14 protein-coding genes are annotated in these 12645 nt (G+C 67.2%); 7 read left to right on the forward strand and 7 right to left on the reverse strand.

Annotated features, from left to right (window positions below; translation table 11 throughout):
• Nucleotides 1-50: 50 nt before the first annotated feature.
• A complete protein-coding gene (locus AC27VE_RS12170; protein WP_488703985.1) occupies nt 51-1157 on the reverse strand; it encodes a CobW family GTP-binding protein in 1107 nt (368 codons plus the stop codon).
• Nucleotides 1158-1524: 367 nt separating this feature from the next.
• Complete coding sequence (locus AC27VE_RS12175; RefSeq protein WP_006224833.1) at nt 1525-2028, reverse strand: Fur family transcriptional regulator; 504 nt, start codon at nt 2026-2028, stop codon at nt 1525-1527.
• A 173-nt stretch (nt 2029-2201) separates the two neighbouring features.
• Here AC27VE_RS12175 and AC27VE_RS12180 point away from each other — a divergent pair, with 173 nt between their 5' ends.
• The 6 genes from AC27VE_RS12180 (at nt 2202) to AC27VE_RS12205 (ending at nt 6710) form a co-directional block, all read left to right on the forward strand.
• Nucleotides 2202-2372 carry a hypothetical protein gene (locus AC27VE_RS12180; RefSeq protein ID WP_167390059.1) on the forward strand — a complete coding sequence of 57 codons (171 nt, stop codon included), beginning with the start codon at nt 2202-2204 and terminating at the stop codon, nt 2370-2372.
• Nucleotides 2369-3091: a metal ABC transporter ATP-binding protein gene (locus AC27VE_RS12185; RefSeq protein WP_315135891.1), complete on the forward strand. Its 723-nt coding sequence runs from the start codon at nt 2369-2371 to the stop codon at nt 3089-3091. The genes AC27VE_RS12180 and AC27VE_RS12185 overlap by 4 nt, the downstream gene beginning before the upstream one ends.
• Nucleotides 3088-3954, forward strand: a complete 867-nt coding sequence (locus AC27VE_RS12190) for a metal ABC transporter permease (RefSeq protein ID WP_280028429.1) — start codon at nt 3088-3090, stop codon at nt 3952-3954. Before AC27VE_RS12185 ends, AC27VE_RS12190 begins: the two co-directional genes overlap by 4 nt.
• 19 nt (nt 3955-3973) lie before the next feature.
• A complete protein-coding gene (locus AC27VE_RS12195; RefSeq protein ID WP_488703986.1) occupies nt 3974-4972 on the forward strand; it encodes a metal ABC transporter substrate-binding protein in 999 nt (332 codons plus the stop codon).
• Nucleotides 4933-5616 (forward strand): DUF1007 family protein, encoded by a 684-nt coding sequence (locus AC27VE_RS12200; RefSeq protein WP_088588635.1) that lies wholly within the window; start codon nt 4933-4935, stop codon nt 5614-5616. Before AC27VE_RS12195 ends, AC27VE_RS12200 begins: the two co-directional genes overlap by 40 nt.
• A gap of 68 nt (nt 5617-5684) precedes the next feature.
• Nucleotides 5685-6710 carry a nickel/cobalt transporter gene (locus AC27VE_RS12205; RefSeq protein ID WP_488704016.1) on the forward strand — a complete coding sequence of 342 codons (1026 nt, stop codon included), beginning with the start codon at nt 5685-5687 and terminating at the stop codon, nt 6708-6710.
• Between the two features lie 4 nt (nt 6711-6714).
• Here the strand turns inward: AC27VE_RS12205 and xerC are convergent, their stop codons facing one another.
• Genes xerC through AC27VE_RS12230 form a run of 5 tightly spaced genes read right to left on the reverse strand, consistent with a single transcriptional unit; the run spans nt 6715 to nt 11180 of the window.
• Nucleotides 6715-7728, reverse strand: a complete 1014-nt coding sequence (gene xerC, locus AC27VE_RS12210) for a tyrosine recombinase XerC (protein WP_488703987.1) — start codon at nt 7726-7728, stop codon at nt 6715-6717.
• A 22-nt stretch (nt 7729-7750) separates the two neighbouring features.
• Entirely contained in the window at nt 7751-8428 is a 678-nt protein-coding gene (locus AC27VE_RS12215; protein WP_006224826.1) for a DUF484 family protein, read from the reverse strand.
• A 4-nt stretch (nt 8429-8432) separates the two neighbouring features.
• Nucleotides 8433-9344 carry a diaminopimelate epimerase gene (dapF, locus tag AC27VE_RS12220; RefSeq protein ID WP_088588636.1) on the reverse strand — a complete coding sequence of 304 codons (912 nt, stop codon included), beginning with the start codon at nt 9342-9344 and terminating at the stop codon, nt 8433-8435.
• Nucleotides 9345-9375: 31 nt separating this feature from the next.
• Nucleotides 9376-10266, reverse strand: coding sequence for a lysophospholipid acyltransferase family protein (locus AC27VE_RS12225; RefSeq protein ID WP_315135900.1), 891 nt, complete (start codon nt 10264-10266; stop codon nt 9376-9378).
• A gap of 44 nt (nt 10267-10310) precedes the next feature.
• Complete coding sequence (locus tag AC27VE_RS12230; RefSeq protein WP_488703988.1) at nt 10311-11180, reverse strand: lysophospholipid acyltransferase family protein; 870 nt, start codon at nt 11178-11180, stop codon at nt 10311-10313.
• Nucleotides 11181-11467: 287 nt separating this feature from the next.
• Here AC27VE_RS12230 and metK point away from each other — a divergent pair, with 287 nt between their 5' ends.
• Nucleotides 11468-12631, forward strand: coding sequence for a methionine adenosyltransferase (gene metK, locus AC27VE_RS12235; RefSeq protein ID WP_006224822.1), 1164 nt, complete (start codon nt 11468-11470; stop codon nt 12629-12631).
• Nucleotides 12632-12645: the final 14 nt, after the last annotated feature.

Here is a 12645-nt window from a genome sequence, read left to right on the forward strand (position 1 = left end):
GTACCTCACAGTACTGCCTTCGTCGCATCGCGTCACGTCGGGAAGGGGGATTACCCCGCCAGGCACTGCTCCAAGCCCCGGGTGAAAATCTCCTGGGGCAGCTTACGTCCGATGAACACCATCTTGGTGGACGGTTTTTCGGCCGCGGTCCACGGCTTGCCGGGTTCGGCGCCCATCATCATGTGCACACCCTGGAACAACATGCGGCGGTTGATGCCCTTCATGTACAGGATGCCCTTGTAACGCATCAGGTCGGGACCATAGACCTGCACCACGCCGCCCAGGAATTCCTCAAGGCGCGCGGGATCGAACGGCTTGTTGGAACGGAACACGAACGCGCCGATTTCGTCGTCGTGCTGGTGGTGGTGATGATGGTGGGCATGATTGCAATGCGCCCCGCAGTCGCCGTCGTGCTCATGGTCGTGATCGTGGGCATGGCCGTGATCGTGCCCGTGGTCGTGGGCGGCGTCGGGGTGTTCATCGGCCAGGAATTCCGGGTCGATGTCCAGAATGGAATTCAGGTTGAAGCCGCTGATGTCGATGATGGACTTCAGGTCGACTTCGCCGAAGTTGACCGGCGTGATCGGCGCGCGCGGGTTCATGTGAACCAGGCGGTGGCGCAGCGCTTCGTAGTCGACTTCGTTGACCAGGTCGCGCTTGGAGATCAGGATGCGGTCGGCAAAACCAACCTGCTTCTGGGCTTCCGGTTGCGCGTCGAGCGTGGCCATGCCGTGCTTGGCGTCGACCACCGTCACCACCGCATCCAGGCGGTAGTACTCGGCGATGTCGTCATCCATGAAGAACGTCTGGCAAACGGGACCGGGGTTGGCCATGCCGGTTGTCTCGAGGATGACGCGTTCGAAATTCAGTTCGCCGGCTTCGCGCTTGGCGCGCAGCTCGGACAGGGTGCGCATGAGGTCGCCACGGACCGTGCAGCAGACGCAGCCGTTGGACAGTTCGATGATTTCTTCATCGCTGTCTTGCACGAGCAGGTCGTTGTCGATGCTTTCCGGTCCGAATTCGTTTTCGATGACCGCAACGCGGCGGCCGTGGAATTCGGTCAGGATGCGTTTGAGCAGGGTGGTCTTGCCCGCACCGAGAAAGCCGGTGAGGATGGTGACGGGAACCATTTTGTCCAAACTGCGCGGGGTGTTCATGGCGAAGCTGCTAGCGTGAGGTCAAGGCTGAAGTCTAGGCATTCAACACATGGGCCTGGCAGGGGATTTTTCCCGTGCAGGATGATGTTTGCCACAGGCTGCGAAGGCCGCCAACAGCGGCCGGACGCAGGATTACAGCACAGTCGGGGGCAGGGGGCAAACCCCGGGTCAACCCAGGGGCCGAAGCCGTCCGGATCGCGGCTGTACGCCGTCAAGTATCGGGCGATATCACTATTTTGGGGCGGTTTGCCGGATTTCAAGGGCGGCGGCGGCCCTGGCCCGATGAGGGACAGAGGGCGGTGAGGCGTCCGTCCTGCCGCGGGCGGGGCGCGCCAGGCGGACGCCGTCCGCCGGATGGCGCCGTTGCCTAGTGGTGATGGTGGTGATGGCCGGCGTCAGCGGGCTGCTTCTGCTGGCATTGGGGACACAACGCGCGGATCTCGGTTTCGTGGGTGGCCAGGGCGTAGCCCGTTTGGGCGACGCGCTCGGCCAACTGGCGGCTCATGGCCGGATCGGACACTTCCGCCACGGCGCCGCAACCCGTGCAGACCACCAGCAGGTCATGGGGGGCGCCGCCGGCGTCATGACAGGCGCTCCAGGCGTTGACGGCGTCCAGCCGGTGGATCAGGCCTTCGTCCATCAGGAAGTCCAGCGCCCGGTACACCGTCGGAGGCGCGGCGCCCGGGTGGACTTCGCGCATGGCGTCCAGCAATTCGTAGGCTTTCAGGCTGCGGCCGTGACGCAGCAACAGTTCCAGCACCTTGCGGCGGATGGGCGTGAGGCGGCGTCCGCGCTGCTCGCACAGCGTCTCGGCGACGCTGAGCTGAGCGCCGACGGTGTCGCTGCGGGGGGATCGGGGCGGAGCGGGCATGGCGGGCTTTACCTGAATGAGGAACGCGCGCGACGCGCGCGAGATGCCTGGAAGGTAGCAGAAAACATGAATATGCGGGCGTCCAGGGCGGATTCAAGCCTTATTGGTTATGATATAACATAATAAAACCACGCAGCATCGCAATTCCACCGCCTTTCGAACACCGCTTTCCCATGTCTCACTTCTCGCTTCTGCCTGCGCGGCCCGGCGCCGCACCCCGGCAAGGCGCCATCCCCCGTTCCGCCTTCCTCGTTTCCGCCTGGCGCCGCATGGCGGCGGCACTGGCGGCGGCCGCCGCCCTCTGGGCCCTGACCGGCTGGGCGCTGGACTGGTGGCCGCGATGAGCGTGGCGCCGGTGCACATCGAACTGGATGACGCGTCGTTCGGCTGGCATGGCCATCCGGCGTTGAAATCGGTGTCGGGCCGGTTTGCCGCCGGCGGCATGACGGCGGTGGTGGGCCCTAATGGGGCAGGCAAGTCGACGTTGATCAAGGGAATCATGGGCGTGCTGCGTCCCATGACGGGCAGCGTGCGCATCAGCGGCGCGGGCCGGTCCGAACTGGCCTGGCTGCCGCAGGCGGCTGAACTGGACCGGTCGTTCCCCGTGACGGTGCTGGACCTGGTGGCGATGGGGGCGTGGCGCCGAGTCGGCGGATGGCGCCGGTATGGCGGCGAAGAACTTGACCGTTGCATGGATGCGCTGGAGACGGTGGGGCTGGCGGATGCCGCCGGACGCGGCGTGGATACGCTCTCGGGCGGTCAGATGCAGCGCACGCTGTTTGCGCGGATGCTGATGCAGGATGCGCCGGTGCTGCTGCTGGATGAACCGTTCGCGGCCGTGGACAGCCATACCGCCGACGACTTGATGGCGTTGCTGTGCGGACTGCACGGCCAGGGCCGGACGGTGATCGCCGTCCTGCACGACCTGGACCTGGTGCGTGATCACTTCCCCGATTGCCTGCTGCTGTGCGGATCGGTCGTGGCCTGGGGCGCGACGCAAGACACCTTGAACGACGCGCATCTGAAGATGGCGCGGCAGTGGCACACGAGGGCCTACGCATGAGTCTGGCGCAATGGGTGGTCTCGCCCTTTCTGGATTACGGCTTCATGCGGCGCGCGCTGGCGGGTGCCAGCGCCTTGTCGCTGGGCGCCGCGCCGTTGGGCGTATTCCTGGTGCTGCGGCGCATGAGCCTGATGGGCGACGCCATGTCGCACGCCATCCTGCCGGGCGTCGCGGCGGGTTTCCTGCTGTCGGGCCTGTCGCTGGGCGCGATGATGCTGGGCGGCATCGCTACCGGCCTGGCCGTGGCCCTCCTGGCGGGGCTCGTGGCGCGGTTGACGCCGTTGCGCGAGGACGCGAGTTTTGCGGCTTTCTATCTGATCTCGCTGGGGCTGGGTGTGCTGCTGGTGTCGTTGCGTGGCTCCAATATGGATCTGCTGCACGTGCTGTTTGGCACGGTGCTGGGCCTGGACGACGCGGCGCTGCTGCTGGTGACCATCACGGCCAGCGTGACCTTGCTGGTGCTGGCGGCGATCTACCGCCTGCTGGTGGCCGAATGCCTGGACCCCGGCTTCCTGCGCGCCAGCGGCGGCGGGGGCGGCTGGGTCCACATGGGCTTCCTGGTGCTGGTGGTCGTGAACCTGGTGGCGGGCTTTCAGGTGCTGGGCACCTTGATGGTGGTCGGGATCATGATGCTGCCCGCGGCCGCCGCCCGCTTCTGGGCGCGTTCGGCCGCCCGGCAGATTCCGCTGGCCGCGGCGTTTGGCGTGCTGGCGTCCGTCAGCGGGCTGCTGGTCTCGTACCACTACAACGTGCCGGCCTCGCCCTCGATCATCCTGGCAGCCGGCGCCTGTTACCTGTTTTCCATCGTTGGCGGCCCGCATGGCGGGTTGCTGCGGGCGCCGCGCCGCATGCGCCGGGCCTGAGTTCACTAGGAGATTCGCTATGCGTTCCATTCTGCCGGCGCGCCGCCGCGCCCTGTTGGCCGTTGCCGGCCTGTGCCTGTCGGCCGTTTTCGGCGCGGCGCACGCCGCCGACCCCGTGAAGGCGGTCGCCAGCTTTTCCATCCTTGGGGACATCGTGCGCGAAGTGGGCGGCAACGACGTCAGCCTGACCACGCTGGTGGGCCCCGACGGCGATGCCCATGAATACGAACCCACTCCGGGCGACGCGAAGAAGCTGTCCGCCGCGCAGGTGCTGTTCGTGAACGGCCTGGATTTCGAGACCTGGCTGCCCAAGCTGACGAAGGCCTCGGGCTTTGCGGGCAAGACCGTGGTGGCCTCGCAGGGCGTGACGCCGCGCAAGTTCGCCGGGCACGGCGATGCGGACAAGCACGACGATCACGGCCATGACGATGACCACGAACACGGCCACGACCACGGGCATGACCGCGCGGACGGCCACCATCATCACGGCGATGCCGACCCGCATGCCTGGCAGAACCTGGCCAATGGCGTGATCTATGCGCGCAATGTGGCCGAGGGCCTGGTCGCCGCCGACCCGGCGCATGCCGACAACTACCGCCAGCGTGCAAACGCCTACATCGCCAAGCTGCAAGCGCTGGACGCCAAGGTGAAGAAGACGTTTGCCGCCATTCCCGCCGAGCGCCGCAAGGTCGTGACCTCGCATGACGCCTTCGGCTATTTCGGCGACGCCTACGGCGTGGCGTTCATTTCGGCAATGGGAGTGTCGACGGATGCCGAGCCGTCGGCGGGCGAAGTCGCCGCCATCATCGAACAGGTCAAGCGAGAACGCGTGCCGGCCGTCTTCGTCGAGAACATCACCAGCCCCAAGCTGGTGCAGCAGATCGCGCGCGAGACCGGCGCCAAGGTGGGTGGTACGCTTTATTCCGATGCGCTGTCCAAGTCCGGACAGCCCGGCGCCACCTATCTGGAAATGTTTGAATGGAACGTACGTCAGCTTGCCGCGGCCTTGCAACCCTGAGCGCCGTGACGGCCATGCTGGCGGCGGGCGCCGCCAGCGCGCATCCGCACATGTGGATCGACGCTCGCGCCACCATCGATATCGACGCGCAGCACCGCATCACGGCAGTCCGTCAGGTCTGGTTGTTTGACGAGATGTTCGGCGCCTATGCCACGCAAGGCCTGAAGACGGGCAAGGACGGTTCCTTGCCCGCCGCAACCTTGAAGGGCATGGCCGATGACTGGATGAAGGCACTGGGCGAACCGATCTCGCACTATTTCACCCGGGTCACCGCGGACGGCAAGATGGCCGCGTTCGCAGCTCCGCGCGACGCGCGCGTCGATTGGAATGCGAAGACCAAACGGTTGACGCTGTCGTTCACGTTGCCGCTGGCCGCGCCCGTGGCGCCGGGTGCCGACGGCGCGCAAGTCGATATCTACGACCCCACGTATTTCGTCGCGTACGCCTTCGATGAAAAAGGTGCCGTGGCGCTGGGCGGCCCGGCTGCCGCGGCGTGCACGTCCGAATACCGCAAGCCCAAGGAACTGGATTGGAAGACCATGCAGCAACTGGCCGCGATCCCGGCCGACCCGGACGCGTTGCCCGACGAGCTGTTCGCGATCACCAAGGGGCTGACGCACCGTATCGAGGTGCGGTGCCCGTAGTGCGACGTCCGAGCGTCGCCGTGATCGCCGCGCTGCGGTTCGCGGTGGCTTTGGTGCTGCTGGGCGGCATGGGCGCGGCCGTCGCCCAGGGTGCGCATCCCTTTGGCGTGCCGGAAAGCGGTTCGGGGTTGGCCGGGCCGGGATGGCTGGCCAGCTTCTTTGGGCAGGTGTCGGTCTGGCAAAGTCATTTCTACCGTCAGCTGACGGGCGCAGTGCGGGCCTGGCAGGCGGAAGGCGGCGCGGCCTGGGCGCTGATCGGCCTGTCTTTCGCCTATGGCGTGTTCCACGCCCTGGGGCCCGGGCATGGCAAGGCGGTGATCTCTTCCTATGTGCTGGCCAACCGGCAGACGGCGCGCAACGGCGCGCTGCTGGCGCTGGCTTCCGCGTTGATCCAGGCGCTGGTTGCGATTGCGGTGGTGGCGGTGCTGGCGTTGGTGTTCAACGCCACCGCGGCGACGATGAACCAGGCAACGCGTTGGCTGGAGCTGGCGTCCTATGCGCTTGTGACGCTGCTGGGCGCACGGTTGGTGTGGGTGAAGGCGATCCGGCCGTTGCTGCGGCGCCGGGCAGGCCAAGAAGTCGCGCCGGCGCCGGCCGTCGCTGCGCCCATGCCTCCCGCACCCGCGCTGAAGGGCGCCGCCGCATTGCAGGCGATTGCCGTGCATGCGCCCACCGCGCCGGCGCCTGCGCATCACCATCACCACGATGACGACTGCGGTTGTGGCCACGCGCACATGCCGGCGCCTGATCAGGTTGCGGGCCCGTTGAACTGGCGTCGCGCGGGATCGGCAGTATTGGCGGTGGGATTGCGGCCGTGCAGCGGCGCGCTGATCGTGCTGGTGTTCGCCTTGTCGCAAGGCTTCTTCCTGGCCGGCGTGGCGTCGGCCCTGGCGATGGGCTTGGGCACGGGCCTGACGGTCGCGGCGCTGGCCTGCCTGGCAGTGGCAGCTGGTAGCGCCGCAACGCGTATCGGCCACCGCTTGTCCAGCACGGGCGCGGCGCGCTTGCGCTACGGCGTGGAAGCGCTGGCGGCGTTGGCGGTGCTGTTGCTGGGCGTCATGCTGCTGGGCGGCATGGTGGCGGCAGGCGGCTAGGCCTTCAGGATTTGCGGCCGGCGCGCGGGTGCGCCTGGTCGTAGGCCTTGGCCAGATGCTGGAAATCCAGCCGGGTATAGACCTGGGTGGTGGAGATGTTGGCGTGGCCCAGCATTTCTTGCACGGCCCGCAGGTCCTGCGCCGATTGCAGCACGTGGCTGGCGAAACTGTGGCGCAGCACGTGCGGATGCACATGCGTGGGCAGGCCGGCGTCTTGCGCGATGCGCGCCAGTTGCAGCTGCACGACGCGGGGCGAAATACGTTTGCCGCGGGCGCCCAGGAACAGGGCCGCGGCGTCTTCCGGCTGGGGGGCGGGCGGCGCCAGTTGGGCCCGCACGTCGATCCACTTCTGCAGCGCCGCCACGGCGGCCTGCCCGACCGGCACCGAGCGGCGCTTGCCGCCCTTGCCCAGCACTTCGACTTCGGCTTCGTCCAGTTTCAGCCAGCCGCGGGATTCGTAGTCGGCCGAGCGCGTGTAGCGCAGATCCAGTCCCACCAGTTCAGACAGCCGCAGGCCGCTGGAATACAGCAGTTCAAGCATGGCCTGGTCGCGCAGCGCGGCGGGCTCGTTCGCGACCTTTGCCGGTGCACGGTCCAGCAGCGCCTGCGTCTGTTCCACCGACAGGGCCTTGGGCAAGCCGCGCGGCGCCTTGGGGGCACGAACGCCGGCCACGGGGTTGCCGGCCAGTTCGATCGACGGCGCCCACCATTGATAGAAGCCGCGCCAGGCCGCCAGCGTGCGTGCCAGGCTGCGCGGGCCGCGGCCCTGGGCATGCAGGCGCGCGACGAACTGGCGGATGTGGCCGTTGGCGATCTTGTCCAGCGGCAGACGGGCCTTTTCGGCGAGTTCGCGCAGGAAGTGCAGTTCGCGCCGGTAGCCGTCGAGCGTGTGGGGAGAATAGCGGCGGTTGGTTTCCAGATGACGCAGCCAGGCGTCCATCGGATCGGGCAAGGCTTGCCCGCCCGCCGCAGGCGGCGGGGAGTCGGGCGGGGGCGCGTCGCGCGTAGTGGGATTCATGTCCGCCCGCCCTGGCGTTGCTCTACGCCTTCGGCGACGCCGGATTCAGGCGATGCAGCGCCGCCGAAGCCAGTTGGCCGATGGATTCGAGGAATGCCGTGCCCATTTCCGGGGTGAAGCGCTCGGGGTCGTCGGAGCCCAGCACCAGCAGGCCGACGGCGGCGCCGTCGGCTTCCAGGCGCAAGGGCACCAGCGCCAGCGACTTCGGCGTGCTATCCAGCCAACCCGCGGCTTCGAACGCGGTATCGGTGCCGCAGTACGGCGTCTTCAGGCTGTCGGTGAACGTGCGCACGTCTTGCGAGACGGGTTCGCCGTAACCGGTGGCGGGCAACTCGGACAGATTCCACAGGCGCAGCGCCACGTGGTTGAGTTCGAACTGTTCCGCCAGCCCCAGGGCGATTTCGCCCGGTACGCGTTGGGCATCGTTTTCGGACAGCAGGCGGCTGCACCATTTGGCCACGTGCGTGCCGATGCTTTCGTTGGCGGTGGCATTGCGCACCAGCTCGTTCAAGCGCCATTCCAATTCGCGGTTGCGTTCGCGCAGGGTGAGGATCTGGCGTTCGCCCAGCGAAATCGCGCGCGAACCGTGCGGATGGGGCACCTGCATGGTGGCGAAGACGTCAGCGTGCTCGTCGAAGAAGCCGGGATGTTCTTGCAGGAAGGCGGCGATGTCCTGGGCGGTGAATGCGGTATCAGTCATAGGGTCAGCGGTTCAGCGCCATGGAGAAGACGAGCTTGTCGATGTCGACCTGCCCCGTGAAGACGGACTCGGCCGGGCCGGTCATGCGCAGCTGTTCGCCGTTCCAGGCAATAGTGAGCACGCCGCCGCGCGTTTGCACGCGCACGGGCGATTCCAGCAGGCCGCGGCGGATGCCGGCCGCGACGGCGGCGCACGCGCCGGTGCCGCAGGCGAGGGTTTCGCCCGCGCCGCGTTCAAACACGCGCAGGCGGATGTTGTGGCGGTCCACCACTTGCATGAAGCCCGCGTTGACCCGGCGCGCAAAGCGCGGATGGGTTTCGATCAGCGGGCCCTGCACGGCGACGGGCGCGGTGTCGACGTTGTCGACCACTTGCACGGCATGCGGGTTGGAAATGGCCACGGCCGACAGCAGCACCTTGGCGGGCACACCGGCGGGCGCGTCCAGTTCCAGCTCCCAGAGCGTGTCTTCGCCTTGGCGTTGCGAGGCGAGGCCGGCGGTATCGAACGGCAGCGCGGCGGGATCGAAACGGGTACTGCCCATTTCAACCGTGACCTGTTCGTCGTCGCCTTCGTCCAGGACGAGGATGCCGGTGGCGATTTCGGCGCGCAGCGGATTGCGGTCGGACAGGCCTTGCTCGTGCACGAAGCGTACGAAGCAGCGGGCGCCATTGCCGCAGTGTTCGACTTCGCTGCCGTCGGAATTGAAAATGCGATAGCGGAAGTCGGCATCCGGCCGGGTGGCGCGTTCGACCAGCAGGATCTGGTCGGCGCCAATGCCGAAGTGCCGGTCGCCCAGGGCGCGCGCCCGTTCGGGCGTCATGTCGATGGTCTGGCGGACCCCGTCGAGCACGACGAAATCGTTGCCCGCGCCATGCATTTTGGTGAAGTTCCAGTTCATGCCTGGATTATCGCCCATTATTGGGGTGCGGGCAGCGCGTGCCGGGTCCTCAATAGACTTTCGGTTCGCCCGGGGGGCGGGTCTTGAAGCGCCGGTGCACCCAGTAATACTGGCTGGGGCAGCGGCGCACCCAGGATTCCAGCTCGCGGTTCAGTCGGGCGGTGGCGGCTTCCAGCGAGTCTTCGCCCGGGAAGTCCTCCAGCGCCGGCAGCACGTCGACGTGGTAGCGGCCGGTCTGCGGGTTCCAGAAACCCACCACCGGCAGCACGGCCGCGTTCCACTTCTGGGCCAGCTGGGCGGTGGCCAGCAGTGTGGCGGCGGGAACGCCAAAAAAGGGCACGAACACCGAGCCCTGGCGGCCGAAATCCATGTCGGGCAGGTAATAGACCGGGCGCGGGGCGCGCAGGTGGCGGATCAGGTCGCGCACGCCGTCCTTGCGGCTGACCAGGAAGACCTCGTTGAAGCGGGCGCGCCCGGCGGCCACGACCGCGTCGATGTGCGGGTCGCTCTGCGGGGTGTACATGGTGGCCGCGCTGGGCACTTCCATGGTCAGGCGCGTGGCGGCCGCGTCCAGCGCGATGAAGTGGGGCGCCAGCAGGATCACGGCACGGCCTTGGGCCGTCAGTGCGTTGATGCGGTCGGCGCCCGTTTGCGTGACCAGGTCCTTGACGGCCTCGGGCGTGCCGTACCAGAGCACGCCGCGGTCCACGATGGATTGCGCCAGCGCCCGGAAGTGGTCAGCGACCCATTGTTCGCGCACGGACGCGGGCTGATCAGGAAAGCACAGTTCCAGATTGCGGCGCACGATGTGGGCGCGGGACCGGGCAAGGCGGGGGGCCAGCCAACCCAGGACAGCGCCGATGCGCTGGCGCGTCGACGGCTTGATGCGGCCGAACCATTTCAGCAGGGTGACCAGCGTGCGCGTTTTCGATTCGTTCATGGGGTAGTGGGGGTAAGACCGGGCTACTTGGGACGGCGGGGCTTTCAGAGAGCGGCCGGGGGCGCCGTGCCAGCGTCTGGCGCTGCCGGGGCGCCGCGCGGGGTCTTGTAGCGGTTGTAGCTCCAGAGGTATTGCTGGGGGCAGCGCCGGATCAGCGTTTCCATCGCGGCGTTGATCAAGGCGGCTTGTGCCTGCGGGTCGGCAGGCAGCGGCTCCGGCACGCGCACATAGTGGATGCGCCAGCCACGGCCGTGGGGCAGGCGTTCGCCCGCGGTCAGGATGATCGGCACATTGGTTTGCGTGGCCAGTTTGCTGGGCAGGGTCATCGTGTAGGCCAGGCGGCCGAAAAACGGGACCCACACGCCGTCGCCTACGCTGGGCGCCTGGTCCGGCAGCATGCCGACGGATTCGCCGCGGCGCAGGGCGCGCACGAACTCGCGCACGCCTTGCATGGTGGCCGGCACCGCGTTGACGTCCGAGCTGTTGCGCGCCGTTTCCAGCAGCGGGGCCAGGATGTCCTTGCGCGGGGGGCGGAACATCACCGTCATCGGCATCTGGCGCGCCAGGTAGCGGGCGGTGATTTCAAAGCAGCCCAGGTGGGGAGTCAGGAACAGGATGCCGCGGTTTTCAGCGCGGGCGGCCGTGACGACGTCGTTGTCGTCCGACACCACCTGCGCCAGGCTTTGCTCATTCTTGAACCAGACCCGGGGGTTCTCCAGGATCATGGCGCCGGTCTCGGCCGCGGCCTGGCGGGCGAACGCCGCGCCAGGGTAACCGGCCTGGGCCGCGTTGGCCTGGAGCCGGCGGCGGTACTTGCCGGGCCAGGCGTAGACCGCAAGCCCCGCCAGGCGCCCGATGGCGTGCGCGACGGGTAGCGGCAAGGCGGCGAAGAGTCTGAACAGGGCAAGCAGCATTCGGTAAATGGAGAAGGGCGGGCACGGTCATGCCGGGGGATGCCGGGTTTCCGGGAATATGTTTACACCCCGGGCGTAAGCATAAGAACGGCATTTTCGCTTAAAATGGGCTCAGTCGCCGAGTTAACCGACAACTTGCGGGGCGACGGCAAGGGTGCGGCGCCATGCGCGGCCTTTGCTGAATCCGCTAAAGCGTCGCGCCCAGATTAGCGTATGCCATGCAGTCCGGGGTGCAACGCGCCTCGTGAACCTATGCGCCGGCCAAGCCGGACACTAAGGACGCTTCTGTGGCCAATAACGATTTTCTCTTCACCTCCGAATCCGTCTCTGAAGGGCACCCCGACAAGGTTGCCGACCAGATTTCCGATTCCATCCTGGACGCCATCTTCACGCAGGACCCCAACGCGCGTGTCGCAGCCGAAACGCTGTGCAACACGGGCCTGGTCGTCCTGGCCGGTGAAATCACCACCACCGCCAACGTCGACTACATCCAGGTCGCGCGGGACACCATCCGCCGCATCGGGTACGACAACACCGAATACGGGATCGACTACAAGGGCTGCGCCGTGCTGGTTGCTTACGACAAGCAATCGCCCGACATCGCCCAAGGCGTGGACCGCAGCTCGGAAGACTATCTGAACCAGGGCGCGGGCGACCAAGGCCTGATGTTCGGCTACGCGTGCGATGAAACGCCCGACCTGATGCCGGCCCCGATCTGGTACGCGCACCGCCTGGTGCAGCGCCAGAGCGAACTGCGCAAGGATGGCCGCCTGCCGTGGTTGCGCCCGGACGCCAAGTCGCAAGTGACCTTCCGCTATGTCGATGGCCGCCCGGCGGAAGTCGATACCGTGGTGCTGTCGACCCAGCACGCGCCGGAAGTCACGCAAGAGACCATCCGCGAAGCCGTCATTGAAGACATCATCAAGCCGAGTTTCCCCGAAGGCCTGATCACGCCGAATACGAAGTTCCTGGTCAACCCGACCGGCCGCTTCGTCATCGGCGGCCCGCAAGGCGATTGCGGCCTGACGGGCCGCAAGATCATCGTCGACACCTACGGCGGCGCATGCCCGCACGGCGGCGGCGCGTTCTCGGGCAAGGATCCGTCCAAGGTCGACCGTTCGGCCGCCTACGCCGCGCGCTACGTGGCCAAGAACATTGTGGCCGCCGGCCTGGCGCGCCAGTGCCAGGTGCAGGTCAGCTACGCCATCGGCGTGGCTGAGCCGATCAACATCACCGTCTACACCGAAGGCACCGGTGTCATCCCCGACCACGAGATCGCCAAGCTGGTCCGCGAACACTTCGACCTGCGTCCCAAGGGCATCGTGAACATGCTGGACCTGCTGCGGCCGATCTACGCGAAGACCGCCGCCTACGGCCACTTCGGCCGTTCGGAACCGGAATTCTCGTGGGAAGCCACGGACAAGGTCCAGGACCTGAAGAAAGCGCTGTAAGGCGGTTCTTCAAC

Source organism: Achromobacter sp. 18P8.1.1, from assembly GCF_057799415.1.

What these genes read in the sequence shown, in the direction of transcription:
- AC27VE_RS12175 (WP_006224833.1), bottom strand. Translation starts at nt 2,028, where the DNA reads ATGCCCGCTCCGCCCCGATCCCCCCGCAGCGACACCGTCGGCGCTCAG.
- AC27VE_RS12225 (WP_315135900.1), bottom strand. Translation starts at nt 10,266, where the DNA reads ATGAACGAATCGAAAACGCGCACGCTGGTCACCCTGCTGAAATGGTTC.
- AC27VE_RS12195 (WP_488703986.1), top strand. Translation starts at nt 3,974, where the DNA reads ATGCGTTCCATTCTGCCGGCGCGCCGCCGCGCCCTGTTGGCCGTTGCC.
- AC27VE_RS12200 (WP_088588635.1), top strand. Translation starts at nt 4,933, where the DNA reads ATGGAACGTACGTCAGCTTGCCGCGGCCTTGCAACCCTGAGCGCCGTG.
- AC27VE_RS12215 (WP_006224826.1), bottom strand. Translation starts at nt 8,428, where the DNA reads ATGACTGATACCGCATTCACCGCCCAGGACATCGCCGCCTTCCTGCAA.
- AC27VE_RS12180 (WP_167390059.1), top strand. Translation starts at nt 2,202, where the DNA reads ATGTCTCACTTCTCGCTTCTGCCTGCGCGGCCCGGCGCCGCACCCCGG.
- dapF (WP_088588636.1), bottom strand. Translation starts at nt 9,344, where the DNA reads ATGGGCGATAATCCAGGCATGAACTGGAACTTCACCAAAATGCATGGC.
- AC27VE_RS12185 (WP_315135891.1), top strand. Translation starts at nt 2,369, where the DNA reads ATGAGCGTGGCGCCGGTGCACATCGAACTGGATGACGCGTCGTTCGGC.
- AC27VE_RS12205 (WP_488704016.1), top strand. Translation starts at nt 5,685, where the DNA reads ATGGGCGCGGCCGTCGCCCAGGGTGCGCATCCCTTTGGCGTGCCGGAA.
- AC27VE_RS12230 (WP_488703988.1), bottom strand. Translation starts at nt 11,180, where the DNA reads ATGCTGCTTGCCCTGTTCAGACTCTTCGCCGCCTTGCCGCTACCCGTC.
- AC27VE_RS12170 (WP_488703985.1), bottom strand. Translation starts at nt 1,157, where the DNA reads ATGAACACCCCGCGCAGTTTGGACAAAATGGTTCCCGTCACCATCCTC.
- xerC (WP_488703987.1), bottom strand. Translation starts at nt 7,728, where the DNA reads ATGAATCCCACTACGCGCGACGCGCCCCCGCCCGACTCCCCGCCGCCT.
- AC27VE_RS12190 (WP_280028429.1), top strand. Translation starts at nt 3,088, where the DNA reads ATGAGTCTGGCGCAATGGGTGGTCTCGCCCTTTCTGGATTACGGCTTC.